General features: G+C 67.2%; 29 protein-coding genes and 3 tRNA genes. 14 read left to right on the top strand and 18 right to left on the bottom strand.

Features of this window, described 5'->3' with window-relative positions:
* The 7 genes from IXW21_RS11455 (at window position 1) to IXW21_RS11485 (ending at window position 4,566) form a co-directional block, all read left to right on the top strand.
* On the top strand, window positions 1–1,290 hold the full coding sequence (locus IXW21_RS11455) for a sensor histidine kinase (protein ID WP_194764386.1): 1,290 nt from the start codon (window positions 1–3) through the stop codon (window positions 1,288–1,290).
* Window positions 1,278–1,964: a LuxR C-terminal-related transcriptional regulator gene (locus tag IXW21_RS11460; protein ID WP_194764387.1), complete on the top strand. Its 687-nt coding sequence runs from the start codon at window positions 1,278–1,280 to the stop codon at window positions 1,962–1,964. Before IXW21_RS11455 ends, IXW21_RS11460 begins: the two co-directional genes overlap by 13 nt.
* On the top strand, window positions 1,961–2,917 hold the full coding sequence (locus tag IXW21_RS11465) for a DUF4097 domain-containing protein (protein ID WP_228528446.1): 957 nt from the start codon (window positions 1,961–1,963) through the stop codon (window positions 2,915–2,917). Before IXW21_RS11460 ends, IXW21_RS11465 begins: the two co-directional genes overlap by 4 nt.
* Window positions 2,918–3,001: 84 nt before the next feature.
* Window positions 3,002–3,075: transfer RNA gene (locus IXW21_RS11470), tRNA-Ile, on the top strand.
* A gap of 26 nt (window positions 3,076–3,101) precedes the next feature.
* Window positions 3,102–3,174 (top strand) — tRNA-Ala (locus IXW21_RS11475).
* Window positions 3,175–3,602: 428 nt separating this feature from the next.
* Window positions 3,603–4,133, top strand: a complete 531-nt coding sequence (locus IXW21_RS11480; protein WP_194764388.1) for a hypothetical protein — start codon at window positions 3,603–3,605, stop codon at window positions 4,131–4,133.
* A gap of 151 nt (window positions 4,134–4,284) precedes the next feature.
* The gene (locus tag IXW21_RS11485) at window positions 4,285–4,566 is read left to right on the top strand and encodes a hypothetical protein (RefSeq protein ID WP_194764389.1); all 282 of its coding nucleotides are present in this window, start codon (window positions 4,285–4,287) and stop codon (window positions 4,564–4,566) included.
* Window positions 4,567–4,602: 36 nt separating this feature from the next.
* On the opposite strand, the gene IXW21_RS11490 is transcribed toward IXW21_RS11485, so the two are convergent.
* From IXW21_RS11490 to IXW21_RS11500, 3 genes are read right to left on the bottom strand one after another with little or no spacing between them, the layout of a single operon-like run.
* Window positions 4,603–5,100 carry a DUF3253 domain-containing protein gene (locus tag IXW21_RS11490; RefSeq protein WP_194764390.1) on the bottom strand — a complete coding sequence of 166 codons (498 nt, stop codon included), beginning with the start codon at window positions 5,098–5,100 and terminating at the stop codon, window positions 4,603–4,605.
* 55 nt (window positions 5,101–5,155) lie between these two features.
* A complete protein-coding gene (locus tag IXW21_RS11495) occupies window positions 5,156–6,271 on the bottom strand; it encodes a M24 family metallopeptidase (protein WP_194764391.1) in 1,116 nt (371 codons plus the stop codon).
* Window positions 6,272–6,314: 43 nt separating this feature from the next.
* Window positions 6,315–6,764: a DUF1801 domain-containing protein gene (locus tag IXW21_RS11500; RefSeq protein ID WP_194764392.1), complete on the bottom strand. Its 450-nt coding sequence runs from the start codon at window positions 6,762–6,764 to the stop codon at window positions 6,315–6,317.
* A 134-nt stretch (window positions 6,765–6,898) separates the two neighbouring features.
* On the opposite strand from IXW21_RS11500, the gene IXW21_RS11505 reads away from it, so the two are divergent.
* Window positions 6,899–7,321, top strand: coding sequence for an NUDIX hydrolase (locus tag IXW21_RS11505; protein WP_194764393.1), 423 nt, complete (start codon window positions 6,899–6,901; stop codon window positions 7,319–7,321).
* Between the two features lie 18 nt (window positions 7,322–7,339).
* Here IXW21_RS11505 and IXW21_RS11510 read toward each other — a convergent pair whose 3' ends face one another.
* Entirely contained in the window at window positions 7,340–7,801 is a 462-nt protein-coding gene (locus IXW21_RS11510) for an aminoacyl-tRNA deacylase (protein ID WP_194764394.1), read from the bottom strand.
* Window positions 7,802–7,851: 50 nt separating this feature from the next.
* Window positions 7,852–8,352 (bottom strand): DNA helicase, encoded by a 501-nt coding sequence (locus IXW21_RS11515; protein WP_194764395.1) that lies wholly within the window; start codon window positions 8,350–8,352, stop codon window positions 7,852–7,854.
* Between the two features lie 145 nt (window positions 8,353–8,497).
* Here IXW21_RS11515 and IXW21_RS11520 point away from each other — a divergent pair, with 145 nt between their 5' ends.
* Both IXW21_RS11520 and IXW21_RS11525 read left to right on the top strand, forming a co-directional pair.
* Window positions 8,498–9,055, top strand: coding sequence for a peptidylprolyl isomerase (locus IXW21_RS11520; protein WP_194764396.1), 558 nt, complete (start codon window positions 8,498–8,500; stop codon window positions 9,053–9,055).
* 21 nt (window positions 9,056–9,076) lie between these two features.
* Entirely contained in the window at window positions 9,077–9,973 is an 897-nt protein-coding gene (locus IXW21_RS11525; protein ID WP_194764397.1) for a rhomboid family intramembrane serine protease, read from the top strand.
* Between the two features lie 153 nt (window positions 9,974–10,126).
* Here IXW21_RS11525 and IXW21_RS11530 read toward each other — a convergent pair whose 3' ends face one another.
* Window positions 10,127–10,366, bottom strand: a complete 240-nt coding sequence (locus tag IXW21_RS11530; protein WP_194764398.1) for a cell division protein CrgA — start codon at window positions 10,364–10,366, stop codon at window positions 10,127–10,129.
* An 84-nt stretch (window positions 10,367–10,450) separates the two neighbouring features.
* Here IXW21_RS11530 and IXW21_RS11535 point away from each other — a divergent pair, with 84 nt between their 5' ends.
* Genes IXW21_RS11535 through IXW21_RS11545 form a run of 3 tightly spaced genes read left to right on the top strand, consistent with a single transcriptional unit; the run spans window position 10,451 to window position 12,049 of the window.
* Window positions 10,451–11,245 carry a class E sortase gene (locus IXW21_RS11535; RefSeq protein ID WP_194764399.1) on the top strand — a complete coding sequence of 265 codons (795 nt, stop codon included), beginning with the start codon at window positions 10,451–10,453 and terminating at the stop codon, window positions 11,243–11,245.
* A 19-nt stretch (window positions 11,246–11,264) separates the two neighbouring features.
* Window positions 11,265–11,420, top strand: coding sequence for a hypothetical protein (locus tag IXW21_RS11540; protein ID WP_194764400.1), 156 nt, complete (start codon window positions 11,265–11,267; stop codon window positions 11,418–11,420).
* Window positions 11,417–12,049, top strand: coding sequence for an anthranilate synthase component II (locus IXW21_RS11545; RefSeq protein WP_194764401.1), 633 nt, complete (start codon window positions 11,417–11,419; stop codon window positions 12,047–12,049). The genes IXW21_RS11540 and IXW21_RS11545 overlap by 4 nt, the downstream gene beginning before the upstream one ends.
* Window positions 12,050–12,093: 44 nt before the next feature.
* Here the strand turns inward: IXW21_RS11545 and pknB are convergent, their stop codons facing one another.
* The 7 genes from pknB to IXW21_RS11580 form a co-directional block, all read right to left on the bottom strand.
* The gene (gene pknB, locus IXW21_RS11550; protein ID WP_194764402.1) at window positions 12,094–13,794 is read right to left on the bottom strand and encodes a Stk1 family PASTA domain-containing Ser/Thr kinase; all 1,701 of its coding nucleotides are present in this window, start codon (window positions 13,792–13,794) and stop codon (window positions 12,094–12,096) included.
* Window positions 13,795–13,852: 58 nt separating this feature from the next.
* Window positions 13,853–15,670 carry a serine/threonine-protein kinase gene (locus tag IXW21_RS11555; RefSeq protein WP_194764403.1) on the bottom strand — a complete coding sequence of 606 codons (1,818 nt, stop codon included), beginning with the start codon at window positions 15,668–15,670 and terminating at the stop codon, window positions 13,853–13,855.
* On the bottom strand, window positions 15,667–17,121 hold the full coding sequence (locus IXW21_RS11560) for a peptidoglycan D,D-transpeptidase FtsI family protein (protein WP_194764404.1): 1,455 nt from the start codon (window positions 17,119–17,121) through the stop codon (window positions 15,667–15,669). Before IXW21_RS11560 ends, IXW21_RS11555 begins: the two co-directional genes overlap by 4 nt.
* A 75-nt stretch (window positions 17,122–17,196) precedes the next feature.
* Window positions 17,197–18,582 (bottom strand): FtsW/RodA/SpoVE family cell cycle protein, encoded by a 1,386-nt coding sequence (locus tag IXW21_RS11565; protein ID WP_194764405.1) that lies wholly within the window; start codon window positions 18,580–18,582, stop codon window positions 17,197–17,199.
* Complete coding sequence (locus IXW21_RS11570; RefSeq protein WP_194764406.1) at window positions 18,579–19,880, bottom strand: PP2C family protein-serine/threonine phosphatase; 1,302 nt, start codon at window positions 19,878–19,880, stop codon at window positions 18,579–18,581. The genes IXW21_RS11565 and IXW21_RS11570 overlap by 4 nt, the downstream gene beginning before the upstream one ends.
* A gap of 7 nt (window positions 19,881–19,887) precedes the next feature.
* Window positions 19,888–20,430 carry an FHA domain-containing protein gene (locus IXW21_RS11575; protein ID WP_194764407.1) on the bottom strand — a complete coding sequence of 181 codons (543 nt, stop codon included), beginning with the start codon at window positions 20,428–20,430 and terminating at the stop codon, window positions 19,888–19,890.
* Window positions 20,427–21,155, bottom strand: a complete 729-nt coding sequence (locus tag IXW21_RS11580) for an FhaA domain-containing protein (RefSeq protein WP_194764408.1) — start codon at window positions 21,153–21,155, stop codon at window positions 20,427–20,429. The genes IXW21_RS11575 and IXW21_RS11580 overlap by 4 nt, the downstream gene beginning before the upstream one ends.
* A gap of 282 nt (window positions 21,156–21,437) precedes the next feature.
* On the opposite strand from IXW21_RS11580, the gene IXW21_RS11585 reads away from it, so the two are divergent.
* Window positions 21,438–21,520 (top strand) — tRNA-Leu (locus tag IXW21_RS11585).
* A 129-nt stretch (window positions 21,521–21,649) separates the two neighbouring features.
* Here IXW21_RS11585 and IXW21_RS11590 read toward each other — a convergent pair.
* The 5 genes from IXW21_RS11590 to IXW21_RS11610 form a co-directional block, all read right to left on the bottom strand.
* Window positions 21,650–22,060: a DUF2809 domain-containing protein gene (locus tag IXW21_RS11590; RefSeq protein WP_194764409.1), complete on the bottom strand. Its 411-nt coding sequence runs from the start codon at window positions 22,058–22,060 to the stop codon at window positions 21,650–21,652.
* Between the two features lie 62 nt (window positions 22,061–22,122).
* Entirely contained in the window at window positions 22,123–22,626 is a 504-nt protein-coding gene (locus tag IXW21_RS11595) for a helix-turn-helix domain-containing protein (RefSeq protein WP_194764410.1), read from the bottom strand.
* Between the two features lie 129 nt (window positions 22,627–22,755).
* Window positions 22,756–23,424, bottom strand: coding sequence for a hypothetical protein (locus tag IXW21_RS11600; RefSeq protein WP_194764411.1), 669 nt, complete (start codon window positions 23,422–23,424; stop codon window positions 22,756–22,758).
* A 6-nt stretch (window positions 23,425–23,430) separates the two neighbouring features.
* Entirely contained in the window at window positions 23,431–24,705 is a 1,275-nt protein-coding gene (locus tag IXW21_RS11605; protein WP_194764412.1) for a hypothetical protein, read from the bottom strand.
* Window positions 24,702–25,445 carry an ATP-binding cassette domain-containing protein gene (locus IXW21_RS11610; protein ID WP_194764413.1) on the bottom strand — a complete coding sequence of 248 codons (744 nt, stop codon included), beginning with the start codon at window positions 25,443–25,445 and terminating at the stop codon, window positions 24,702–24,704. Before IXW21_RS11610 ends, IXW21_RS11605 begins: the two co-directional genes overlap by 4 nt.
* Window positions 25,446–26,045 lie beyond the last annotated feature (600 nt).

Consider the following 26,045-nt stretch of genomic DNA (forward strand, 5'->3'; position numbering starts at 1 on the left):
ATGACGACACAGACTGCCACGCCACCACCGGCGACGGCCACGAAGCCGCCGCTGCGCATCGTGCTCACGATCCTGCATCTGGCGGGCATCGGGGTCATCGGTGGATTCATCTTCGCGACTCTCTCGGGACTCCTCGGTACGGGGCTGGGACTGCTCTTCGCCGCCGGCGTCGGGATCGTGCTCCTCGTCGGCCTCGTCTACGCGCTCTTCGGCGTGGGCTGGTTCGAGGTCGCTCGGGTCGGTGCGCTCTACAGGACACCGATCGCTCCCCTGCGGTGGCGTCCGCGTGACCGCCCGGGATTCGTCGGGTGGCTGCGGGCGCTCGGACGACAGGCGATCGACGGCCGCATGTGGAGGGCACTGGCGAACTTCGCCATCACGGCCGTCCTCGGCTGGATCGTGCTGCGGCTGGCCTGGGGCGTCGTGTGGTCGATCGTGATCTGCTTCGCTCCCCTGGCGGGCACCGACACGGTGATCGGGCCGTTCGGCGGCGGGGGGATCGACGCCACCTGGGCGCCGCTCATCGGCATCCTCGGGATCGCCGCCTCGATCGCCGGCATGATCGGTCTGGCGCTGCTGCACCGGGTGATCTCACTCGCCGTCGTGATCCGCAGCCGCGAGGCCGAGCTCACCGAGCGCGTGCGCACCAGTACAGCGCAACGGGAGGGCGCGGTGCGTGCGGCCGACCTGGAGCGCACGCGCATCGAGCGGGATCTGCATGACGGCGTCCAGCCGCGACTGGTGTCGGTCGGGATGACGCTGGGGCTCGCCCAGCAGAAGATCGACAACGATCCGGCCGCCGCGAAGGAGCTGATCTCCGAAGCCCACACCTCGACCAAGGCGGCGATCACCGAGCTGCGACAGCTCGCCCGAGGCATCCACGCGTCGGTCCTTGACGACCGCGGACTCGACGCCGCTCTCTCTGCCCTCGCCAGCCGCTCGCACATCCCGGTGAGTCTCGACGTCCGCATGGACCCGTCGACGGGCTCAGGGACCCAGAGGGCTTGTCGAGACGCTGAGGCCGCGGTGTACTTCTCGATCGCCGAGTCGCTCACGAATGCCGCCAAGCACTCCCGTGCCAGCGAGACGAGGGTGACGGTGCGACTGCGTGAGGGAGGCGTGCTCTGGGCCCGCGTCGAGGACAACGGCATGGGCGGCGCGCAGGTGCAGCCCGGTGGTGGCCTCGACGGCATCGCGAACCGCATCCTCGCGGCCGGCGGAACCTTCCGCCTCGAGAGTCCGCTGGGTGGACCGACCAGCCTGGAGGTGAACGTGCCATGCGCATCCTGATCTGCGAGGACTCCGTCCTGCTGCGCGAAGGACTCGTGCGGCTGCTGGAGGATGCCGGCCACAGCGTGGTCGCGGCGCTCCCCGACATCGAGGGCCTCGATGAGGCGGTCGCCGACACCGACCCCGAGCTCTGCATCCTCGATGTGCGGCTGCCGCCGACGTTCACGGACGAGGGCATCCGCGCCGCCCTGCACCTTCGCGACACGAATCCCGCACTCCCGCTGCTCGTGCTCTCGCAGTACGTCGAGGAGCGCTACGCATCCGACCTGATCGCGGCGCAGGGCGGCCCCCTCGGCTACCTGCTCAAGGATCGCGTGGCCGACGTCGCCGAGTTCCTCGGTTCCGTGCAGCGCATCTCCGAAGGCGCGACCGTGCTCGATCCCGAAGTCGTGGCTCAGCTGCTCACTCGGCGCAATCGCGACGACCGGATGCTGCGACTCACCGAGCGCGAGCGCACCGTGCTGGCGCTGATCGCCGAGGGGAAGTCGAACCAGGCGATCGCCGCACTGCTCTTCCTCTCGGAGGCGAGCGTCGAGAAGCACATCACCGCGATCTTCCAGAAGCTGGGCCTCGAGCAGGGCGAGTCGGGCAACCGTCGAGTCCTCGCAGCGCTGGCTCACATCGAGAACACGGGCGGCACGACGCCGACCGGACAGACAGGAGTGGGACGATGACCACGAACGACGACTTCCCGGGCGGCCACACGCCGTACACGCCGCCCCCGGCATCCACGCCGGATGCACAGCCCGCCGACACTCATGCCGCTGTGCCGACCGGGGCCGACTCCTCGACCCAGGTCCCCTCCGGTGGGGGCGGATCCTCGTCGGGAGCGAGGGCGATCATGATCGTGACCGCGATCGTGGGGGGCATCGCGCTGCTCGGCTCGGGTGCCACGGCTGCCGTCGCGGCGACGGGCGGCCTCATCGCCTCGTCGACCGAGGGCACCGACTCACTGCAGACCGCGGACGTCTCGGGACTCCAGGGGCTCGACCTCGATGTGGATGCCGGGGCGATGCGCATCGAGTTCGGCGACGTCGACGAGGCGGAGCTCTCGGTCACGAACAGTCGCGGACCCGGGTGGACGCTCGAGCGCGAGGGGGACGATCTGGTCGTCCGCAGCCCGGAGTTCCGGTTCGGCTGGTGGTTCGGAAGCTGGTTCGGTGACGACGAGTCGGCGGTGCTCACCCTGCCGGAGAGCTTGCGGGATGCTGCACTCGATGCCGACCTGACTCTCGACGCGGGAAGTCTCGACGTGGCGGGTGACTTCGGTGCCCTCGACATCTCGGTGAACGCGGGTGCGCTCGACATCGAAGGCGCCGCGAGCAGTCTGCGCATCGACATGAGCGCCGGTCGCGCCGATGCCGTTCTCGACGGTGTCGACGAGGCGGACCTCAGCGTCGCGGCCGGTGACCTGAACGTCGAGCTGACCGGGCGGGCGCCTTCGCAGACGACCATCGACGTCAGCGCCGGGTCCCTCGATCTCACCGTTCCGGACGAGTCGTACTCGATCATCCAGGACGTGAGTGCGGGGTCTCTCGACGCTCGTGTCGACCAGTCCGGCGGCGCGCGGAACACGATCGAGGTCTCGCTCTCGGCGGGCAGTGCGACCATTCGCCCGGGCGACTGACGCCGGTCGAGGGCGGGGCCCGGTCAGGTCCCCGCCCTCGATTGGGATTTTGTCGAAATCTCCGGTAAAGTTCTGGAGGTTGACGGGCCCATAGCTCAGGCGGTTAGAGCGCTTCACTGATAATGAAGAGGTCCCAGGTTCAAGTCCTGGTGGGCCCACTCCTCAACTCAAGAAATTCCCTCACGGGGCCTTAGCTCAGTTGGTAGAGCGCCTGCTTTGCAAGCAGGATGTCAGGAGTTCGAATCTCCTAGGCTCCACACTGTGTTGAGACAGTTCGAGAAGGCCCCGCTTCGTGCGGGGCCTTCTCGTTTCTGCGTCTCGCGGGCGTTCAAGGGATGGTCTGCTCGGCTTCGGTGAGCTGCACATCGCCCGAGTAGCGGATCCCGAAGGTGCGCACGTCGACGACTTCTCTTCATCGAACCTCCCCCTCCGGCGCCCAGAGCCTCCCCGACGACCTCGACTGTGCCCCTCCTCCACAGGTGTTAACAACCCTGTTAACAACTCCGCGCGCGCAGAAATGGTCCTCCTGATCAGGGAAATCCATCCACAGCTGTGGATGGATCTGTTAACAACTCGGATGTCCACGCAACTTTTCCGGACCCCTGTGCATTCCGAGGCATCGGCATTCATCATGCATCCTTAGCAGTGAGTCGTACCTCGACGATCTCGCGAACGGAGCGCACCCATGAGCACACGACGGACGACCATCGGCGTCGTCGCCGTCATCTCGGCCCTGCTCCTCACATCCTGCTCATCTGATCAGAGTGCCGAGGACTCCACTCCCACCCCCGTTCCGTCGCCGACTCCGGCGTTCACTGAGCCGACCGTCTCGATCACCTATATGAAAGACGGCGAAGCCCACGAGGTGGTCGGGCATCCCACGAAGCCCCTCTGCGACTGGGATCGGTACATCACCGTGATCGCGGAGGACCTGCTTGTGCCCTCGGGGGTGACCACGCAGTACGACGAGGGAGCCGAGTCGAGTATCGCCGCATGGGTGGGTGACGACGGTGTGGCCGCGAAGTTCCAGTCGCGCGGCGAGATCTCGATCGAACGGGGTGAGGAGACGTCCGTGCTCTTCGTCACTGAACTCGAAGGGTATGCCGACATCGCCCCGCGCGAGGTCGGTGTCCCCGCGTCGATCAATACGGTCACCGGTGAGTACGAGCGCGTCGATGCGACGCTGACGTTCGCCGTCACGTGCCCGAACGAATGATCGCAGCCCCTGGGCTCCCCGTCGGTCGAGGACATCGAGACGGTGGATCGTCATCGGGCGACGGCCTGGCGGCGGTGACTCCCCTGCCATGTCGGAGCCTCCTCCACAACCCCCCTTCCCGCGTTCGATGACGGGGCGTAGCGTTCCCGTCATGACTGCGGCGAAGACGATGATCCAGACAGAGGCCATCTTCGACTCGGCGAGCTATCTTCTTGCGCAGGATCAGGACGTCGCGGATCTGCGCCGTCGCATCGAGGAGGCCGCGAAGACCTCCGGAATCTTCGTGGATTTCGTGGTCGTCGGCAATCGCCAGGTGAGTGTTCTGATCACGCAGCACAGTCGGGTGACGATCAGCGTGGCGACGGTGGCGTTCGATGAGCGAGACACCGGCGACCTCGACTTCCCCTACGGCGGGTACTACGACATCCTCTGACTCGGAGGTCGATGACGATCGGTGATTCGATCGACCTCAGATCCGCGGGCCGCGGATGATGCGCACGGGACCACGAGCCTCCCGGATGCTCACCGGCTGCTGCTTCTGAGTGACGATGATCTCGTCCAGATCGGCGAGGTCGGCGGCGACTCTGCGCACATCGGGCATCACCGGACGCCAGGATGGACCTCCGACGGTGCGCGCGACATCGCTCGGACAGATCGACGACTGACCTCGGTGTCGAAGGAGGGTTCGGATCGTCGCCGCGATCCGCTCATCGAAGGTCGCGCCGGTGCGGTCCTCCCACCAGGGTGCACCGCGTTCCCCGAGCGCCGTCTTCGCATCCTGCACCCGCCGACGCGCATCGGACTCGGATGCCTTCACCGCCCGTCGCGCCGCCATCAGCTCGTCCACCAGTTCCTGGCGGAATCCGTCGGGGATCGACGGGTCGGTCGCTCGCCAGCGTCGCCCGTCGATGACGACGTGGTGGCCATCCGCCGTGAGCTCGGGCGCGGGCCTGTCATCGGATGCCATGCGGGAAGTATCCCCTCCCGTGCTCGTGACCCGCAGGGGCTTGACGTGGTGCGGATCAGACGGCGCGGAGGCCGTGCGGCGCCACGTTCAGCCGCTCGCCGCCGGCGCCCGTCACGACGACGATGTCTTCGATGCGGGCACCCCACTCCCCGGCGAAGTAGATGCCGGGCTCGATGCTGAACGCCATGCCCTCTCGCAGCACCAGGTCGTTGCCCGGTGCGATGTACGGCTCCTCGTGCACCGAGACGCCGATGCCGTGGCCGGTGCGGTGCAGGAACGCCTCGCCGAGCCCGGCATCCGTCAGCACCCGGCGCGCTGCGGCATCGACCTGTGCTGCGGTCGCACCCGGTCGTACGGAGTCGACCGCGGCCTGCTGCGCGCGCACCAGCACTGCGATCCGCTCGGCGGCCTCGGGTGCGGGATTCCCGACCACATATGTCCTGGTGCTGTCGGAGTTGTAGCCGCTCGGCACCGCTCCCCCGATGTCGACGACGACGATCTCGCCGTCGCCGATCACGCGGTCGGAGACCTCGTGGTGCGGGTCGGCACCGTTCGGGCCCGAGCCGACGATCACGAACTCGACCGTGCGGTGCCCCTCGGCCACGATCGCCTCCGCGATGTCGGCGGCCACCTCGCGTTCGGTGCGCCCGGCGCGCAGCCACTCGGGTACACGGCGATGCACGGCGTCGATCGCCGCCCCCGCCCGCCGCAGCTCGGCGATCTCGTCTGCGTCCTTGATCATGCGTCCCTCGCGCAGCACAGGGGTCGCCAGCTCGACCCGCACGCCGAGCCTTTCGCCCAGAGGGATGACGTGCAGCGCCGGCAGCGCGTCGGAGACACCCACTCGGCTGACGGAGCCGAGGGCATCCGCGACGAGATCGTACGGGTTCTCTCCATCGACCCAGTCGGACACCGCGAGGCCGAGCGCGCCCACCGCCGTGGTCCGCACCTTCGCGAGTTCCATGCGCGGCACCACGATCGTGGGGGCGAGTCCCGGTCCGAGAACGAGTGCGGTGAGCCGTTCGATCGTGTCGCCCTCGACGCCGACCAGATACTGCAGGTCGGGGCCCGGGCCCACGATGATCGCGTCGAGACCGGCGTCGGCGGCGAGGGCTGCGGCGCGGTCGAGTCGGGCGGCGTACACGGAGGCGGGGAACGGCAGTGTGCTCACGGCATCCACGCTACTGCGCGGGAACTCCCTCGGGAACGGCTGCTCAGCTGACGGCGATACGGATGCGCTCCGCGAGCGCCGTGCGGTTGGCAGCCGTGAGTTCGAGCAGAGCGTAAGCGGTCGGCCACATGGTGCCGTCGTCGAGGTTCGAGATCGGCTCGAAGCCGAAGGTGCCGTAGCGGACCTTGAACTTGCTGGCGGGCTGGAAGAAGCAGAGCACCTTGCCGTCCTTGCCCCACGCGGGCATGCCGTAATAGGTGCGCGGCATCAGCTCGGGCGCCACCTCGGAGACGAGGGCGTGCAGCGCCAACGAGAGCTCACGATCCTTCTCGTCGGGCAGCTTGGCGACCGCCGCCTCGAGGTCGGCCACACCCTCGGCGCGCACCTCGTCGGGGGTCTTCTTCGCCCGGGAGCGCGACTTGCGCTTGTCGGCCGCCGCCTCCTTCATCGCCTCGCGCTCTTCGGCGCTGAAGTTCTTCTCGTTGTCGGCCATGACCGGCTCCTTTCACGGGATGATCTGCGATGGATCTCACACTACGGATGCCGTGGCCCGCTGTGCTTCTCGATTCCTGATCGATCTCGGTCACACGACGACGGCATCGAACGGAACCCGGTTATGGTGAGGTCATGGACATGCGGGTCGCGGCATACGCGGTCGTCACCGATGACGACGGACGCATACTTCTGGCGCGCTGGATCGAGGGACGCCGAGTGGCCTGGACCATGCCGGGCGGCGGTCTCGAGCCGGGCGAGTCTCCGGAGGATGCGGTCCGCCGAGAGCTCCGCGAAGAGACCGGGTACACCGTCAAGGTCGGCGAACTGCTGGGCATCCACTCACGGGTCATCCCGGCGAGCCAGCGGGTGAATACGTCTGATCAGCCGTTGCACACGCTCCGGATCGTCTACCGGGCGACAGTGAGAGGGGGAAAACTCCGCTTCGAGACCGAAGGATCCACCGACAGGGCAGAGTGGTTTACTCTGGCGTCGGTGGCTGACCTGCAGCGGGTGAAACTCGTCGACATCGCTCTGCGGATGGCCGGCATCCTCTGACCGAGGCGGCGCTCGGACTCAGTCTCGAGGCTCTTCGGGCACCGAGATGTCGGCGACGGTCGCGCCGTATGCGGCGATGAGATCATCGGCGTCGACGAACAGGCTGTAGCCGTGCGCACCGGCACCCATCGCGATGCGCTGTCCGACGATCGACTCGTCGGCGTAGATCGGCCAGTCGGTGGTGCTGCCGATGGGGACGATGGTCCCGCGCTCGTAGCCCGTCGCCGCGAGCGCGAGGTCGGGCTCGGGAAGACGCAGCTTGTTGACACCGACGACCGCACGCAGCTTGGGCCACGAGATCGACCGGCCTCCCGGCACCAGCGCGAACAGGTAGGTGTCGTCGGACCGCTTGACGACGAGCGTCTTGACGATGCCGGAGGGCAGGATGCCGAGCAGCTCCGCGGCCTCGAAGAGGCTGCGGGCCTCAGGCCGCTCGCGGATCTCGATGTCGAGACCGCGTGACTCCGCGGCATCCGTCACCCGGGCATGGAGATTCCCCGGCTCAGCGGCCGGGGAATCCGATGTCGAAATCACGCGTCAGGTGCGGAGAGCGGGTCGTCGGCGACCCAGAGCTCGTCGTCGGCGCGCAGGGCCTGCCAGGCGGCGTAGAGAACGCCGACGGCTGCGGCCGCACCGAGGATGATGGCGATGACCGATCCGAGGCCCGGACCCTTGGGCTCAGGCTTGGTGGCCTTCTTGACCTTCTTCACGACACGCTCGCGCTTGGCGTTGGCGACATCCCACGCGGTGAGCGCGGTGCCGACGACTCCACCGACGATCGGGACGACCTTGTCGTCCACCACGTGGTGACCGAGACGCACGCCGCGGTCGACGACCGGCTGGACGCGACGGTTGTAGGTGTCCTGTACGACAGGACCGACCTGCTCGCGGCCGAAGTGGCCGAGCTGGCGACCGGCCTCGCGGGCGACGTCGGCGGCGTGGCCGACCAGGACCTGCTGGTTCTCCCAGAGCTGGTTGGCGTCTTTCTGAAGACGACGCAGCTCCTTCTTCCGCTTGCGGCTGATGCTCACGATGCTCTCCTGTCGATTGGAGTACGGGTTCCCCATCTTGCCACGGGAGGCCGGATGGGGGGAGGGAATCGCCGAACCCTTGCGCTGAGCGGTGAACCGCGCTAGTTCAGGCCGCACACATGGGAAGCTCTGCGAGAATAAGGGCATGGCTCACGCTTCTCATGTCGCAACCCTGCACACCAACCACGGTGACATCGTCATCAACCTCTTCGGCGACCACGCCCCGAAGACGGTCAAGAACTTCGTCGGTCTCGCCGACGGCACCCAGGACTGGACTCACCCGGCCACGGGTAAGCCGGGCGAGGGCGCGCTGTACAAGGACGTCATCTTCCACCGCATCATCCCCAACTTCATGATCCAGGGCGGCGACCCGCTCGGACAGGGCGTCGGCGGCCCCGGCTACAACTTCGACGACGAGATCAACATGGAGCTCAACTTCAACGAGCCCTACATCCTCGCCATGGCCAACGCCGGCCTGCGTCGCAACGCCATCACGGGCAAGGCCGAGGGCACCAACGGCTCGCAGTTCTTCATCACGACCGATCCGACGCCGTGGCTGCAGGGCAAGCACACGATCTTCGGCGAGGTCGCCGACGACGCCTCGAAGGCTGTCGTCGACAAGATCGCCGCTGTGCCGACCGCTGCGGGCGACCGCCCGATCGAGCCGGTCGTGCTGCAGTCGATCGACATCGTCGCGGCCTGACGCCGACGCTGGCCGATCCGGATGACCACGCCTGAGTTCGCGGACAACCGCGACAACTTCTGCTACCGGCATCCGGATCGGCAGAGCTTCGTGCTCTGCCAGCGGTGCCTGCGCACCATCTGTCCCGAGTGTCAGACCCAGGCGGCGGTCGGAGTGATCTGCCCCGAGTGCATGCAGGCCGAGCGCAAGAACCGCACCCCCGCGCAGAAACGTGCCGAGCGCCGCTGGCGCAGTCGACCCGCGATGGCCACGGCACGCGGCGGCAAGCCTGTCGTCACCTACACGCTGCTGCTGATCACCTCGATCATCGGCCTGCTGCAGATGGTGCCGGGCATGGGCGGCGCCATCACGCAGCAGCTGCTCTTCGCCGCCGCGTACCTCTACCCCGATCTCTCGCTCTACCCCTTCGAGCCCTGGCGCCTGCTCACCGCCGTCTTCGTGCACGGCGGGTTCATCCATCTCGCGCTCAACATGCTCGCGCTGTGGATGCTCGGGCAGAACCTCGAGCCCATGCTCGGTCGCGTCCGATACCTCGCTCTCTATCTGATCAGCGGCATCGGCGGCTCCGTGGCCGTCGCGCTCATCGCCCCCGGCACGGCCACGGTCGGCGCCTCGGGAGCGATCTTCGGACTCATGGCCGCGCTGCTCATCGTCGGCAGGCACCTCGGGGCGAACGTCACGGGGATCCTCGTGATCCTCGGCATCAACTTCGTCATCGGGTTCTTCATCGGCGGCATCGCGTGGCAGGCCCACCTCGGTGGCGCGCTCGTCGGCGCGCTGGTCGCGTTCATCCTCACGCGCACCCGTCGACGAGACCAGCGCACCCTGCAGATCGTGCTGCTCTCAGCGGTCGTCGTGGCGCTGCTGGCGATCGTCGCCTTCGTACCTCCGCTGCTCATCACCACGGTTTACTCCTGATCGGGAGTTGTTAACAGGGTTGTTAACGGGTGTGAATAACATCTGTGTAATTCTCCCCATATTGGGGATAACCTGTGGATAACTTCGGTGAAGAACCGAAGAAGGCCCCTCTCGCCGGAGCGAGAGGGGCCTTCAGTACGTGAGCGGCCGGCGTCAGCGCCAGCGAGTGGTCATCAGGAAGCCGATCAGGGCGATGCCGAGTCCGATCGCGAGGTTCCAGTTGTCGAGACCCGGGATCGGGAACTGCATGCCGGAGATGTAGAACACGAGGATCCACGCGAGACCGAGCAGCATGAAGCCGACCATCACCGGCTTGAACCACACGGCGTTGGGGGTGGTGTCGCCCTCGCTGCGGGGTGCTTCGGGCTCTTCGATCTTGCGGTCACGTGCCATTCCGACATTGTACCCATGAGTTCTTTCGAAGATGGGACCGGGTCTCAGGGGCGTTCGTTCAGGCGGTCGGGATAATATCGGCGCATGACTGCATCCGTCGTCTCGGGGGAGCGACGAGCACGGAACCGCCGCCCTCGATCGCGCGCCACGTTCACGAGCGTCCTCGGCGAGCTCCTGCTCACCGCGGGCGTGGTCGTGCTGCTGTTCGTCGCGTGGCAGATGTGGATCGGCGACATCATCATCAGCGCGCAGAAGAACGACGAGGGCGCCCAGGTGTCGCAGCAGCTCGCTGACGCGCCTGCTCCCGAGCCCCCGCCGCTCGTCGAGGCCGAAGACGGAACGACGTACTACGAGCCGGTGATCCCCGCGCACCCCGCAGACGCGCAGTGGATGGCACAGATGCACATCCCGCGCTTCGGCTCGGAGTACAACGTCGGCATCTACGGCGGAACAAGCCGCGCTCGCACGCTCGACGATCTCGGCATCGGCGTCTACACCGACTCGAAGATGCCCGGAGAGGTCGGGAACTTCGCGATGGCGGGGCACCGCACGACCTGGGGCAAGCCGTTCAACCAGATAGACAAGCTGCAGCTGGGCGATGCGATCGTCGTGGAGACGCCGGACGGATGGTTCACCTACCGATTCCGCACGCTGGAGTACGTGAAGCCCACGCAGACCGAGGTGCTTCTCGACGTGCCGCAGATGCCCGGGGTCGAGACAGGAGAGAGGTACATCACGTTGACGGCATGCTCGCCCCTGTACTCGCTCGCCGAGCGCATCGTGGCGTACGGCGTGTTCGAGAGCTTCCAGCCCCGCGCCGAAGGACCTCCTGCCGCGCTCACCGACCCGCCGCCGCCCCCGGCCGCTCCGTCGATCTGACCGAAGGGAACGACGACATATGTACGCCGCGATCTGGCGCATCCTGCCCGGCCCCTGGTGGCTGCGACTCTTCATCGTGCTCGCGCTGGTCGCCGCCGTGCTCTACGCGCTCTTCTGGTTCGTCTTCCCCTGGGTGAGCCCGCTGATCACACCGGGCGAAGTCGACCTCGAATGACCCGCGTGCTCGTCGTGGACAACCACGACAGCTTCGTGCATACGCTCGTCGGCTACCTGCGCGAACTCGGCGCCGAGGTCACGATGATCGAGTCGGATGCCGTCGACACGGCGGCGTTCAGCGCACTGCTTCCCGGTGTCGACGGCGTGATGATCTCGCCGGGTCCGGGAACCCCCCGCGAGGCGGGCATCACGGTGGATGCCGTGCGCCTCGTCGCCGGGCTCGGGATGCCGCTGCTCGGCGTCTGCCTCGGACATCAGGCCATCGGTGAAGCGTTCGGCGCTCCCGTGGTCGAGGCGCCCGAGCTCATGCACGGGATGGTGTCGAGCGTCGTGCACGACGGATCTGCGCTGTTCGAGGGCATCCCCTCGCCGTTCCACGTCGGCCGTTATCACTCGCTCGCGCTCACCGAGAGCGACCTGCCCGCCGAGCTGCACGTGTCGGCGCGCACCGCCAGTGGCACCGTCATGGCGCTCGCGCACACCGAGCTGCCGATCGTCGGAGTGCAGTTCCACCCCGAGAGCGTCCTGACCGAGGGAGGCTACCGTCTCATCGCGAACTGGCTCGCACAGTGCGGTGATGCTGATGCCGTGGCGCGGGCGGCGGAGCTGCATCCGCTGCAGCACTGACGTCGCGGGCGGCGCTGATCCGCGGCGGGGTCAGGAGTGGCGTGTCATTCGCCGGCAGCACCGCAGAAGCGCAGCTCGACTGTCGATCCGATCGGCACGTCTCCCGGGGCGGCGGACATCGAAGCGACGGTGGGAGGGGTGACCGGGGTGCAGTCGGTCAGCTCGACGGGCTGGGCGACGAGGCCCAGGCTCTCGAGCTCTTCGGTGGCGGACTCGATCGTCCAGCCGACCATGTTCTTGATGGTGACCCGACCACTCGCGACGACGAGATTCACGACGGTGTTCGGGGCGACCTCGGCATCCGGCTCCTCGCTCGCCTCCATGACGGTATCGGCGGCGAGACCCTCGTCGTTGCGAGGGATGACGGTACCCAGCTGCAGGCCGGCCTGTGCCAGGGCATCCTTCGCGGCCGTCAGCGACAGCCCCGTGAGCGTCGGCACGACGACGGTCTCCTTGCCCGACGAGACGTAGACGGTCACGGAGTCGCCTTCGCTCACCGCGGTTCCCGAGGTCGGATCGGTGCGGGTGACGTTGCCCTCGGCGATATCGGTGCTCGACTCGAGCACGAGCTTCGCCGTGAGATCCAGCTCGCCGAGGTCCTGCTGTGCGCGCTCGGACGACACGTTCACGAGGTCGGGGACCGTGCGCGAACTGGTCGGGACGTCGCTCGGGCGCATGCTGATCGTCCACACCCAGAACAGGACGGATGCCAGGAGCACGGCCAGCAGCGCCACGCCCGCCCAGATCCACGCGACCGGGGGACCGGACTGGGTGCGCGCCATCGTGCTGTCGGTGCTGAGCTGACGCAGCGACCGCGCGGTCTCCTGAGCCTGGCGGGGGCTCGGACCGTACAGTTCGGTCGTCAGGGCGCCGAGCTCCTTGCGGCTCGGCGCGCGGCCGGCCACGGCGGAATCCAGGGCGGCGCGGAAGTGCGCGGCATCCGGGTACCGCTGGTACGGGTCCTTCGCGAGAGCGCGGAGCACGATCGGGTCGAGGGCACCGGGGGCGTCTTCGTTGACCTCGGTGGGAGGCACCGGGGTCTCGCTGACGTGCTGGTAGGCGACGGCCACAGGGGACTCGCCCCGGAACGGCTGTCGACCCGTGAGCAGCTCGTAGAGCACGACGCCGGTGGAGTAGAGGTCGGCTCGGGCGTCGACCGGCTCGCCCTTGGCCTGCTCGGGAGAGAAGTACGCCGCGGTGCCGATGATCTGCGTCGTCTCGGCGACGGTCGACGACGAGTCGGACACGGCTCGGGCGATGCCGAAGTCCATGACCTTGACCTGGCCCTTGTCGGTGACCATCACGTTGCCGGGCTTGATGTCGCGGTGCACCACACCGGCGCGGTGGGAGTAGTCGAGCGCCTCGAGGATGCCGTCGACGTAGCGCACGGCGTCCTCGACGGGCACGGGACCCCGGGCGATGATGTCCTTCAGCAGCGTGCCGCTGATGAGCTCCATGACGATGTAGGGCGGCTCGTCCGCGCCGGATCCCGAACCGGTCGACGGGTCGCCCGCGTCGTACACCCGCACGATCGACGGGTGTGACATGCGCGACGCGGACTGCGCTTCGAGCCGGAATCGCGTGCGGAAGGCCGTGTCGCGTGCGAGCTCGGGGTCGAGGATCTTGATGGCGACCTGGCGGCCCAGGGTCAGGTCGTGACCGCGGTACACCTTGGCCATGCCGCCATGCCCGATGAGCTCATCGACGCGGTAGCGTCCCGCGATGACGCGTGGCTCTGTCGACACGTACTGACCCCCTGGTTACGACCTGATGAATGCTCTCACAGACTACGACGCCACGTTGTTAGTCGGCTGTGGCGGTGCCCGTGCCGTTCGAGCCGGTCGTGGCCGTCGCGGTGCCGGAGCCACCGTTCGAGGAGCCGGTTCCGCCGTTCGCGGCTGCCGTTCCTGCTGCGGCGTCGTCATCATCGGCCGCGGTGATCTGCTCGGCCATCTGGGGCGAGTTGCCCGAGGGGCGGTCGCCGCAGAACGCGCGGTACGTGGCCGTGACCTGCAGCGCCGGGTCGTCGGCCGGAGTGATCTGGGCGTTCAGCTGGCCCTGGAAGCTCCGCGTGGTCTTGCCGTCGCTGAAGGTCGCGTTCGTGATCGTGACCTCGTATGAGCTGAGCGCGTCGGCGCCCGAGGGGCACGAGAACGCGGTCCAGTTCAGGGTGACGGGCTCACCGGCGACCGGCGTTCCCGAGAGGCTCGGAGCGGATGCCGGGGCTCCGATGTCCACGCGGGGGGCATACGCGGTCAGGGTGATCGAGTCGCCCTCTTCGAGGAGTCCGCGCGGCTCGACCGACTCCACGACGTCGACGAGGTCGTCGGACGGAGCCGGAGTGGTGCCCACGCGGCACTGCGGCACGAGGCCCGCTTCGGTCGCGGCTGCCAGGGCCTCCTGGCAGGGGAGACCGATGAGTCCCAGTGCGTCGACGTTGATCGGCGTCGCGGTGGGGGTCGGCTCCTGAGAGGGAGTGGGAGTCTGCGACTGCGTCGTCGGCGGCGGGGTCGTCGCGTCGGCGTCGGGATCGCCCATGTTCATGAAGGCGAACACGGTTCCACCGAGAACGAGGGCGAGCAGCACGATCAGTGCGATCAGCGGCCACGTCCACGGACTGCGCTTCTTCTTCTCGCGCTCCTCCTCGGCATCCGCGGCCGCCCCGGTAGGAAGCTGCGCGGTGGTGGGGAGGATACGGGTGGTGCCGTCGTCGCCGGTGGCGGTCAGCATCCGCGTCGCGTCGTCGTCACCCGCGATGCCTCCGGTGGCGATCGCGGGCACTGCGATCGCGGCCGAGTTCAGATCGCCGCGGCGCAGGGCCTGCGCGGCTCGCGCCACGGTCGCCGACGACGACGGGCGGTCTGACGGCTTCTTGGCGATCATCGCCATGACGAGGTTCTGCACGGGGATCGGCACGGTCGGCGGCAGCGGCGGAGGCTGCTCGTTGATCTGCGCCATCGCGATGGCCACCTGCGACTCACCCGTGAACGGGCGCTTGCCGGCGAGGCACTCGTACGCGACGATCCCGAGCGAGTACGTGTCGGTCGCGGGGGAGGCCGGGTGGCCCGAGGCCTGCTCCGGCGACAGGTACTGCACGGTTCCCATCACCTGACCGGTTGCCGTCAGCGGCACCTGGTCGGCGATGCGGGCGATGCCGAAGTCGGTGATCTTGACGCGTCCGTCGGGCGTGATCAGCAGGTTCCCCGGCTTGATGTCACGGTGCACGAGCCCCGCCGCGTGGGCGGCCTGCAGTGCTGACGCGGTCTGCGCGACGATGTCGAGCGTCTTGTCGGCGCTCAGCGAGCCGTCGCGTTCGATGATCGTCGAGAGCGCCTCACCGGGCACGAGCTCCATGACGAGGAAGGCGCTGCCGTTCTCCTCGCCGTAGTCGAAGACGCTGGCGATGCCCTCGTGGTTGACGAGCGCGGCGTGGCGCGCCTCAGCGCGGAACCGCTCGAGGAACCCGGGGTCCCCCATGTACTCGTCCTTGAGGATCTTGATCGCGACGGTACGTCCGATGACGTGATCCGTCGCCTCCCACACCTCGCCCATGCCGCCGATCGCAATACGCGACTGCAGCTCGTAGCGACCACCGAACGACACACCCTGCGTCGGTCTCATCTGCCCAGCACCGCCTCTATGACCTTCTTCGCAATCGGAGCGGCGATGGTGTCGCCGGATCCTGATTGCCCCTGTCCGCCGCCGTCTTCGACGAGGACCGCTACTGCGACCGCCGGGTCTTCTGCCGGCGCGAATCCCGAGAACCACAGTGTGTACGGCTTGTCGCCGTTCTCTGTCGTCCCGGTCTTCCCGGCCACATCGACCCCGTCTATTCTTGCACCCTGCGCCGCGCCCGTTGAGACGCTCGCCACCATCGACGACGTGACCTCGTCGGCGACGGTCTCGTCGAGCGCCCGACCGTACTCCTTGTTCTCATACGACCGCACGACCGAGAGGTCGTTGCCGATCACCGTGTCGACGAGACGCGGGTTCATGACCACGCCGTCGTTGGCGATGCCGGCCGCCACCATCGCGATCTGCAGCGGCGTCGCGGTGACCTGTCCCTGACCGAAGCCGGTGAGTGCCGTCTGGGGGTCGTTGAGCCCGGAAGGGTAGCTCGAGGGCGTGGACTCCAGCGGGGTGGAGAAGCTCTGGTTCCACCCGAACTTCTCGGCCATCTCGCGGATCTTGTCGTCGCCCAGCTGCACCGCGAGCTCGGCCATCGGGATGTTGCAGCTCAACCGGATCGCCTCGGCGATGGTCACGGTCTCGCCGGGGCCGCACGTTCCGCCCCAGGCGTTCGCGACCGTGTTGTTCGACTGCGGCAGCTGGTAGCGAGCGGGGTTCGGCAGGGTCGAATCCGGCGTGAAGTCGCCGCTCGCATAGGCCGCAGCGGCCACCACGAGCTTGAACGTCGATCCCGGGGGATTGAGGTCACCCGCGATCGCGCGGTTCGAGAGCGGCTTCAGCGGGTCGTCGACGAGCTGGTCGTAGGTCGCGTTCGCGGCATCCGCATCGTGCGTGGCGAGGGCGTTCGTGTCGAATCCCGGAGTCGAGACCATCGCGAGGATGCGCCCCGTGTCGGGCTCGATCGCGACGACCGCGCCGTTCAGGCCCTGCAGGGCGTCGTACGCGGCGCGCTGTGCGGCGGTGTCCAGCGTGAGCTCGACACCGAAGCCGGTCTGCGGCTGGCCCGACAGGATCCGCTCGATGTCCGAGAAGAAGGCGCTCGATCCGGTGCCCGAGAGGTCGGCGTTGAGGGCGCGTTCGATGCCGGTCGCCGACTGCAGCGCCGGGTTGAAATATCCGGTCACCGGCTCCCACATCGCGGCATCGGTGTAGACGCGCTGGAACTGGTACCGGTCGTTCGAGGGCACGGACGAGGCGATCGCGACGTCGTCGACGATGATCGACCCGCGCTGGATCTCGTAGCTGTCGAGCAGGGTGCGGCGGTTGTTGCTGTCCTGGGCGAGGTTGTCGGCCTCGACGACCTGGATCCAGCTGGTCGCGACGAACAGCGACAGGAACATGAACAGCATCACGATGCTGAGGCGGCGGAGCTCTTTGGTCATGCGACGCCCCCCGGGGCGGAGTGCCGGCCGGTCACTGAGCGAGGAGCGGAGCGACGAGTCGAAGAGTTGGTCATGTCAGCCGATCACCGTCCTGGGTTGGCTGCGGACGCCGTCGGAGATGCGCAGCAGGATCGCGACGATCAGCCAGTTGGCGACCAGCGACGAACCGCCGGCGGCGAGGAACGGCGTGGTGAGGCCCGTCAGCGGGATCACCCGGGTCACCCCGCCGACCATGATGAACACCTGCAGCGCGATCGTGAACGAGAGTCCGGTGGCCAGCAGCTTGCCGAAGTCGTCCTGCCCCGCGAGTCCGACGCGGATGCCGCGGCTGATGAACACCATGTAGAGGCACAGGATGGCGAAGAGGCCGATCAGGCCGATCTCCTCGCCGAGGCTCGTGATGATGTAGTCGCTGTGCGCGAGCGGAGTGACGTTCGGGCGACCCTGGCCCCAGCCGGTGCCGAGCAGGCCGCCGTGTGCGAGACCGAACAGGCCCTGCATGGGCTGGAATCCGGCAGCTTCGGGGTCGACCTGGGAGGGATCGAACAGGAAGAGCCAGTTGATGAAGCGTCCCCGCACGTAGCTGAGGATCTGGGTCGCGACCGCGACGCCGGCGGCGACGAGCGCGAGGCCGATGAGCACCCAGCTGGTCTTGCCCGTCGCGACGTAGAGCATCGCGACGAACATGCCGAAGATGAGGGTTCCGGTGCCGAGGTCGCGCTGGATCACGATGATGCCGAGCGAGATGGCCCAGACCACGAGCACGGGACCGAGCTCGCGCATGCGCGGCCACGTGATGCCGAGGAATCGTGTGCCCACCGAGGTCAGGCTCTCGCGCGTGCGCACCAGGTAGCCCGCGAAGAAGATCGCGAGGCAGATCTTCGCGAGCTCACCGGGCTGGAAGGCGAACATGCCCCCGAGCGAGACCCAGACCTGCGCGTTGGCGTCGGGGATGCGCAGCCCCGGCACGAAGGGGAGCAGCAGCAGCAGGATGCCGGAGAGGCCGAAGACGTAGGTGTACCGGAACAGGACGCGGTAGTTGCGCAGCAGGATCACGACTGTGATCGCTCCGGCGAGGGAGATCGCGGTCCAGGCGAGCTGCTTGGTCGAGTAGGCGTTCCAACCGGTGAGCGACTCCGCGATGTCGATGCGGTAGATCATCGCGATGCCGAGACCGGTCAGCAGGGTCGCGATGGGGAGGATGAACGGGTCGGCCGCGGAGGCGACGGCGCGCAGCACGAAGTGCAGGGCGAATGCGAGCACCGCGAGACCGCCGCCGATCGCGAGGATCATCGGGTCGATGAGACCCAGGGCGCCCAGCTGCACGAGAGTGAGCGAGGCTCCGCTGATCGCGACGGCGAAGAGCAGCAACCAGAACTCGCGGTTGCGCTGCGTCTGCGGCATCCGCATCTTCTTGAGGGCCTTGATGACGCTGGTGTCGGCCGAGACGTCGGTGCTCATCCGGCTCCGTCCGTCGGCTCGGGACTCGGGGTCGGGACCGGTGTCGGCAGCGGAGTCGAGTTGATGACCCGGTCGGCGCCGGCCTGCAGTCGCGCGACGATCGCCTCGGCGTCGGAGAGCGAGCGGGCGGTGATCGTGCGCTCCACGGAGTCGCGCTGGTACGGCGGCAGATCGGCGAGCAGGATGTCGGTGTCCTGCAGCGGCGTCGAGAGGACGATCGGCCCGATGTTCTGCTGCACGCCCTGATAGATCACGACGCTGTCCTCGTCGGCGCCCACGAAGTAGCGCGTCTGGGTCCAGCTGTATGCGGCGAAGGCCGCGAACGCGAGAGCGGCGAGCACGACGAGCATCCCGGCGAACCAGCCGAGCCGCCGCCGGCGCGCACGCCGACGATCCTCTTCGATGAGCTCCTCGAGGTACTCGGGCGCGGGCTCGAAGTGGCTGGGCTCGTTGGCGGCCTGGCGCACCGGATGCAGCCAGCTGCTGCGCGGGGCGCGCACCGGCGGCACCGTGATGTTCTCGGGGTTCGAGGCCGAGCCGACGATCGTCGCTGTGCCCGAGTGCATCGCATGCTGTCCGCCGACGTCGACGAGCACGATCGTGACGTTGTCGGGGGCTCCGCCGTCGAGAGCCTGCTTGAGCAGGTTGTCCGCCGTGCGGCCGGGGGCCATGCCGAGTCGCATCGCCTTGAGGATGTGCGCCTCGTCGACGACGCCCGAGAGCCCGTCGGAGCACAGCAGCCACCGGTCGCCCGGCTGGGTGTGCATCACGAACATGTCGAGCTCGGGATCGGCGTCCATGTCGCTGAGCACCCGCATGAGAACCGAACGGCGCGGGTGGTAGCGCGCCTCTTCCGGCGTGATGCGACCGGAGTCGACCAGGCGCTGCACGAAGGTGTGGTCGGCCGTGATCTGCGTGACCGCGTCGTCGCGGTACAGATAGATGCGCGAGTCGCCGATGTGGCCGATGACGGCGTAGTCGTCGACCATGATGATCGCGCTGAGCGTGGTGCCGAGGCCCGCGAGCTCCGGGCGGTCCTTCGCGGCGCGGATCAGGTCGCCGGCGGCGGTGGTGGCCGCCGCCTGCAGAGACGCCTGCGCGTCGTCGACCGACGTGTACGGCTGATCGAGTGGCTGCATCCGGTGGATGGCGATGCTCGAGGCGACGTCTCCTCCGGCGTGGCCGCCCATGCCGTCGGCGACGACGAACAGGTTCGCCCCGGAGTACCCGGAGTCCTGATTGTTGGAGCGGACCTTCCCGGTGTGGGAGATCGCGACGCTCGAGCCTTCGAAGACCATGCCGGGGTCAGGCTCGCAGCTCGAAGGTCGTGGCGCCCACCTTGATGGGAGTGCCGAGCGAGAGCGAGACGGGGTTGCCGCTCACCCTCTGCCCGGCGACGAACGTGCCGTTGGTCGAGTCGAGATCCTGGATCGCCCAGCTGTCGCCCCGCAGCAGGAGTCGCGCGTGGTGGCTGGACGTGTAGTCGTCGCGGATGACGAGAGCGGATTCGCTCGATCGTCCGATGGTCAGGGTCTCGGAGCCGAGCGCCAGCTCGAGTCCGGCCTTCGGGCCCGATGTGATCACGAGGCGCTTCGCGGTGGCGACCGTCGCGGGACCGGTGGTCGCCGGCTTCGACGATGCGGGCTTCGCGGCCGCGGGTCGCGCGGGCGCCGGGGGAGTGGACGGCGCGGGAACCGCGGCGGCGTCACCGTCGGCGGGGAGCTTGCGCACCTTCATGCCGAACAGGTCGGCGCGCAGCGAGTAGACGACGCCGAAGACGAAGAACCAGAGCAGCAGGAGGAACCCGATGCGCAGCAGGAGCAGGACGAGCTCGCTGGGCGTGGTCACGAGATCGCTCCGAACGCGCGGGTCGCGTCGTCGTCGCGCGGACGCGGCGGACGGGACGGAGTGGCGACCGGGACGACGCGGAAGACGAGGTCGGTGCGGCCGATCGTGATGGTCGTGTCGGTGGTCAGGGATGCTTCGCGCACCTTCTGGCCGTCGACCTTGGTGCCGTTCGTGGAGCCGAGGTCGCGCATCATGGCGCGCTCGCCGTCCCACAGCACCTCGACGTGCTTGCGGCTCGAACCGGCATCCGAGATGGTGATGTCCGCGTCGGATCCGCGGCCGATCACGGTGCGGGCACGGGTGATCGAGTGGCGGCGACCGTCGACGTCGATCACGGCCTGCCAGTTGACGCGTCCCTCGACGGTGCCCGAGGTCACGTTCACGGTTCCGGTGGCGATCTTGTCGTCGGCCTCGAGAGAGATCGACAGCGGCCCGGCGAAGCTGTAGCCCTGAGCCTTGCCGTGCTTCGTGAGTAAAGCGTGCAGTTCGTCGGTCAGGGCTCCACCCAGGCCTCGCATGCGCCCGGCGTCGTCGGTGCTGAGCCGCACGACGTAGTTGTTGGGCGCGATGATGCGGTCGCGGCTCACCACAGCCGCGTTGGTGTCGGCCTCGCGGCGCAGCGCGGAGGCGATCTCAACGGGCTGGATGCCGCTGCGAAAGGTCTTGGCGAAGGCGCTGTTCACAGCGCGTTCGAGACCCTTCTCAAAGCTGTCAAGTAGTCCCACTGGGCTCCTCTGGCATGCCGACCGGTAGGGACATCGTAGCCAGGTGTCCTGGGTGTACGCCGTCGAGAGGCGTGATTCCGGGTGTCTTGGCGGGTTCGGAGGGTCCGTTGCGCGGGACTGTGGGCGTCTTGTGGGCGGAGATCTCCCTGACGGGCGGAGGCTTCGCGCCGCATCCTCCGCCCTACAAGGAGTTCTCCGCCCGGCGCGGTGCGGCACCGGTTTCATCGCGGGGCGGAACGCGTGATATCCTCGCAAAGTTGACTTCTTCGGAATGAGACACTCGCGCGAGTGGCGGAATGGTAGACGCGCTGGCTTCAGGTGCCAGTGTTCGCAAGGACGTGGGGGTTCGAGTCCCCCCTCGCGCACAGAGACAGAGGATCGTGATGATTCTCGTCTGACTTCTTTACGACGAAGGCCCGGTTCACTTCTGTGAGACCGGGCCTTCGTCGTTCTTCGGCACGCAGCCGCAGGCTCACTCGCGGAAGCGCGCCCGTCTATCGCGGTGTGCGCCTACGACCGATGACGAAGTCCGCCGCGGCGGCGGCACCGCCCCCCAGCGCGTAGGCGACCAGGTCGCCCGGATCGAAGCCGACCCCGAGCACGAGTCGCACCGGCCAGAAGCCCTGCGCCCACAGCGCCGGCAGGCCGGTCAGTTGGAAGACCTCGATCGCCGCGCAGAGTGCCAGTGCAATCACGCCGACGATCACGACGCTCGCGCGCGGGAAGGCGACGGCGATGACGAGATAGACCATGACGGCGTACAGGGCATCACCGGCTCGGTCGGCGATCGGTCCCGATCCCACGAGATGCGTGAGGAGGCCGGCTGCGATCACCAGACCGGCGCTCGCCAGCAGACGCCAGCGTCGAGCGGCTGCTCCCGTCTCACGTGACGAAGGGGAGTGCATCCGTTCACCCTAGATCGCCGCGGTTGGATGCCGCGAGCAACCGCCAGGACCCGGCGATTCGGTCACTTCTCCGTCAGGACCGGCGCTCCGCGTTTCTTCTGAGAGCGATTGGGCTGACGGGAGAGCGGATATTTCTCGTCGAGCCGGGGCTCCAGCACGATGCGCTGGAGAGCGATGATCGCGATGAGTCCGCCCGACCAGTAGGCGATGATGATGGCCGCGGCCGCGCCGCCCAGAGGGAAGCTCAGGATCGTCACGGCGATCCCGACGCCGATGTAGAGCATCCGCCACGCGCGAAGCGTGCGGTTGCGGGCGGCCTGCTGCTCTTCGATGCGCCGATCGAGCGACTCGAGACGATCGGTCTCGTCCATCTCATCGGAGGGTTGGAAGAGGTCGGTGACGCTCACGCTGAGCGCGTTGGCGATGAGCGCGAGCGATTCGAGGCTGGCGTCCTGTCCGGCCTCGAGTCGTTGCACTGTGCGGAGCCCGACACCGCTCTCGAAGGACAGCTTCTCCTGCGTCCATCCCTGATCGCGTCGGAGCTCGGGGATTCGTGTGTTGTTCATGTCTCCATCGTTTCCGCCGGGGTGAACGGCGCACCACGCCATCCACCCGCCATCCTGCCGTCAGTCGCCCGCCACCGATCCGCCAACGCGCTGCGGAGCCGAGATCGAGGAGGTACGAGCGAGCCACTGTCACCAGGAAGCCTGCTTTCGCCGCCGGGATCGAGTGTCGCTTATCGAGCGGCGAACCGAAGACGGAGAGTTACGTTCCGAGTAGAGAACTGAGAATGCGATCAGACCGACGGACAGCATCGCGAACGCGGAGATCCAGGCTGGCGGGCTCCGCCCTTCCGCCAGCACAAAACCGACCACCTGCCCTCCGGGGAATTGCCCCATATCGAACGCGATCGGAACAACGACAACGGGAAGCGCACATATCGCGCCGAGTCGCATGTCGGTGAAGGCCACCACGATGAGCGCCACACCGAAGAGACCCATGAATGCTCGCATCGGTGCCAGTGTCCCGGCGGTGAGACTCTCCGGGGCGCCCGCCGGGCCGAGCAAGGAGACAAGGCAAGCCCCGAGCGTGCCGACGATGACCAGGACGCTCGCATTGAAGAACCGAAGGAGCCTAAGCGGCCGCACCCCGGGGAACTCGAACTGCTCGGACCTGCCGCTGAGACCAAGGGTCAGGATTCCCACGACCAAGATCTGCAACGGCGTCGCGGGTGCGAAGGTCACGATGCCTGAATCGTGGTAGATCACGAGTGGTTTCGAGCCCAGTACGAGGACAAGCGATTCAATCACCATCGATGCCAGAATGACCAGCACCGTGTGACGCGTCTTGAAGTAGATATGCATCGGGGGTCACGGAAAGTCTGACAGATCAACGGTGCAGTTCGCGTATGCGTCGAAGTTCGCTGACATCCATGCTCGCGACGCATCGTCGTCGAGCGCGCGGAGCTCAGCCAGAGCCTCCAGGTGCTCGCTCATCAGCTGCGCATTGGCTTCGGCGCCGGGTCCAGCGAGCCAGATGTCGACGAGAGATGTCTCGAACGTCATCGATGTCTCACAACTCGAGGTATGCAGGTCGACCAGGGACTCCAGCACGGAATGAACCGCGATGGAATGACTCGCGGGGTTGAGGTAGATGGTGCGGAGCGCACGGACCTCCTCTGTCGGCGCGGGGTGTGAGTCGGTGGTCTGTTCGAGTTCGGTGAAGGCAGCAGGGGTGTTGCGCATAATGCTCTGAACACGCTCCCAACGCTTCAGAAGGTCGTCCTTTACGGGCAGGTATGTCGGCAGAACCGACAGGGCGAGGCTTCCGTCTTCGGATGCGATCCGTGACGTGCGGCTCGCAGCATCCAGGACGGGCACTCCCCACCGCTCGTCCTGGCCATCGACGATCGCTGCTCCGGTCGCACAGGCTCCCAACGCCAGTGCCGCGATCGTCATGCCCCACCAGCGGTCCTGGGAGGAGAAGATGGCGGTTACGCCTATCAGCAACCCGAGAAGGCCACAGATGAACAGAAGCTGGCCCAGGAAGAACGGAGGGTTCGACTTGAGGAAATCACCGCCCGCGCGGTTCCCGAACGGAAGCAAACTTCGCGCGAGACCCGTGCCTTGGCCGAGCAACGCGTAGCCGTAAAGCGCCGCAGGCAGGCCAGCCGCCACCAGAACGGCACCCCAACGCCGCAATGCCCCCGCGGTGACATACCCCCAGCCGGCCGCCAGACAGAGGGTCGCGAACGAAACCCCAAGGTTCGCCCAGAGAGGTTGATCTGCAAGAGTGAACAGCAGCCCTCGGCCATGCAGGACCACAACGATCGCGATGTATACAGCTGCTGCGTACGACACACCAGCGGCAAACTGCAGGAGGAGGATTCTCGCAGCCGGTTGGGTTGCAGTGTCGAGAACTGGCGCTCCGCCGTGCCGGAACTCGCGAAGTCCATCCCACGCGGCGAATCCGGCGATCACCGGAGCGAGAACCGCACTCGTCGATGCGGCGACGTTCGCAATGTTCGCTGCGGACGAGACGGAAGGATACGAAGCATTCCAGGCGATCAAGGCGCCCGCCAGCGCGAGCGCAGGCGCCGCCACGAGAAAGATGGAGTGGCGAATGTGCAACGAGTAAGGGCTCATCGGATCGCCGATACGTCGCCTATGTGAGTTGCGAGGTGGAGCCCTGTATAGGCGCGCTCAATCGGCGTATTTCCGGGAGCCTGAGCGACGTCGAGAGAAGAGAGCGCCGCGGGGGTGCCGTGAAAGGCGACCCTGCCCTCGATGACCATCAGAATCTGATCGGAATGCAAAGCGGCTTCGTCGATGAGATGTGTGCTCGTCAAGACGGTGCGGTCGCGTCCGAGGTCGTCGACGAGCCGCCGAAGCATGATTCGTTGTTCGGGGTCGAGGCCGGAGGCGGGTTCATCCAGGATCAGGATTGATGGGTCGTTCACGATCGCCTGTCCTATGCCTGCGCGGCGAAGCATCCCTCCTGAGAGCGCGCCGAGCTTGGTGTCGCGGTTCTTGTAAAGGTCCACGCCATGGATCGCAGCTTCGATGCTTGCTCTTCGCTCTTTACGGGGGACGCCTTTGAGCCACGCACAGTAGCTGATGAACTCGGTCACCGTAAGCGACGGAGTGAAGGTGAAACTCTGCGGCAGGTACCCCGTCTGTCGACGGATCACCGCGCGCCCATGCCTGAGGAGCGGATCCTCTCCGAGGATCTTGACGTTGCCCCGATAACGCTGATGGAGTCCAGCGAGGACCCTGAGTGTCGTGGATTTTCCGGATCCGTTCCGACCGACAAGGGAAGTGACTCCCTTGTCGAGCTGGAACGAGACCCCATCGAGCGCTGGCGTCGACTCTGACTTGTATGACACCGTGAGCTCGGAAACGGTGATGCTCTGAATCAAAGGATCAATCACAGATGGAGAGCTCGCCCGTGTTCCCACTGAGGACAGCGCTGTACCCGGAGAAGTAGGACTGACCGAAGTACTGGCGGGTACCAGAGCCAGAGCCTGCATCACACTTGGTCGTTGAGCCCCAGTAGCTGGAACGATTGCCCGACCAAGAGAACGTGCTCACCGTCGGGTGCCACCAGCCTTCGCTTCGGTGAATCTCGTACACCCATGTGCGCTGCGCGCTCGTGCTGCAGGTGCCGGACCCAGAACCGGTGATCTGGCTACCGCTCTTGTATGGCACGCCTGCGTAGACGGAACATCCCGCAGGCTGCGCGGCCTGAGCTGCGCCGGCGCTCACAGCAATGCCAGCAACCGCAAGTGCGATTGTGATCAGCGCGGCACCCACACGGCTTCTTCTCGTCGATGAGATGGCTTCTCGCATTGTCCAACTCCTTCCAAGCACGCAGAGACTCTCTCTGCGTGGCCAACGATCCACGAGTTCGAGAGCGCACAAAAACGTCACGCGGAGTGAGTGCTGGCATCCCGGAATGGCATCCATCCGCCAACGCGCCGCGGAGC

The sequence above is a fragment of the Microbacterium sp. UFMG61 genome (assembly GCF_015354505.1).
Taxonomy (GTDB): domain Bacteria; phylum Actinomycetota; class Actinomycetes; order Actinomycetales; family Microbacteriaceae; genus Microbacterium.

Coding starts and splice junctions, on each gene's coding strand:
- IXW21_RS11535 (WP_194764399.1), top strand. CDS start 10,451: ATGACTGCATCCGTCGTCTCGGGGGAGCGACGAGCACGGAACCGCCGC.
- IXW21_RS11555 (WP_194764403.1), bottom strand. CDS start 15,670: ATGAGACCGACGCAGGGTGTGTCGTTCGGTGGTCGCTACGAGCTGCAG.
- IXW21_RS11520 (WP_194764396.1), top strand. CDS start 8,498: ATGGCTCACGCTTCTCATGTCGCAACCCTGCACACCAACCACGGTGAC.
- IXW21_RS11485 (WP_194764389.1), top strand. CDS start 4,285: ATGACTGCGGCGAAGACGATGATCCAGACAGAGGCCATCTTCGACTCG.
- IXW21_RS11590 (WP_194764409.1), bottom strand. CDS start 22,060: ATGCACTCCCCTTCGTCACGTGAGACGGGAGCAGCCGCTCGACGCTGG.
- IXW21_RS11500 (WP_194764392.1), bottom strand. CDS start 6,764: ATGGCCGACAACGAGAAGAACTTCAGCGCCGAAGAGCGCGAGGCGATG.
- IXW21_RS11540 (WP_194764400.1), top strand. CDS start 11,265: ATGTACGCCGCGATCTGGCGCATCCTGCCCGGCCCCTGGTGGCTGCGA.
- IXW21_RS11460 (WP_194764387.1), top strand. CDS start 1,278: ATGCGCATCCTGATCTGCGAGGACTCCGTCCTGCTGCGCGAAGGACTC.
- IXW21_RS11570 (WP_194764406.1), bottom strand. CDS start 19,880: ATGGTCTTCGAAGGCTCGAGCGTCGCGATCTCCCACACCGGGAAGGTC.
- IXW21_RS11480 (WP_194764388.1), top strand. CDS start 3,603: ATGAGCACACGACGGACGACCATCGGCGTCGTCGCCGTCATCTCGGCC.
- IXW21_RS11565 (WP_194764405.1), bottom strand. CDS start 18,582: ATGAGCACCGACGTCTCGGCCGACACCAGCGTCATCAAGGCCCTCAAG.
- IXW21_RS11455 (WP_194764386.1), top strand. CDS start 1: ATGACGACACAGACTGCCACGCCACCACCGGCGACGGCCACGAAGCCG.
- IXW21_RS11600 (WP_194764411.1), bottom strand. CDS start 23,424: ATGCATATCTACTTCAAGACGCGTCACACGGTGCTGGTCATTCTGGCA.
- IXW21_RS11595 (WP_194764410.1), bottom strand. CDS start 22,626: ATGAACAACACACGAATCCCCGAGCTCCGACGCGATCAGGGATGGACG.
- IXW21_RS11545 (WP_194764401.1), top strand. CDS start 11,417: ATGACCCGCGTGCTCGTCGTGGACAACCACGACAGCTTCGTGCATACG.
- IXW21_RS11525 (WP_194764397.1), top strand. CDS start 9,077: ATGACCACGCCTGAGTTCGCGGACAACCGCGACAACTTCTGCTACCGG.
- IXW21_RS11605 (WP_194764412.1), bottom strand. CDS start 24,705: ATGAGCCCTTACTCGTTGCACATTCGCCACTCCATCTTTCTCGTGGCG.
- IXW21_RS11505 (WP_194764393.1), top strand. CDS start 6,899: ATGGACATGCGGGTCGCGGCATACGCGGTCGTCACCGATGACGACGGA.
- IXW21_RS11490 (WP_194764390.1), bottom strand. CDS start 5,100: ATGGCATCCGATGACAGGCCCGCGCCCGAGCTCACGGCGGATGGCCAC.
- IXW21_RS11465 (WP_228528446.1), top strand. CDS start 1,961: ATGACCACGAACGACGACTTCCCGGGCGGCCACACGCCGTACACGCCG.
- IXW21_RS11560 (WP_194764404.1), bottom strand. CDS start 17,121: ATGACCAAAGAGCTCCGCCGCCTCAGCATCGTGATGCTGTTCATGTTC.
- IXW21_RS11530 (WP_194764398.1), bottom strand. CDS start 10,366: ATGGCACGTGACCGCAAGATCGAAGAGCCCGAAGCACCCCGCAGCGAG.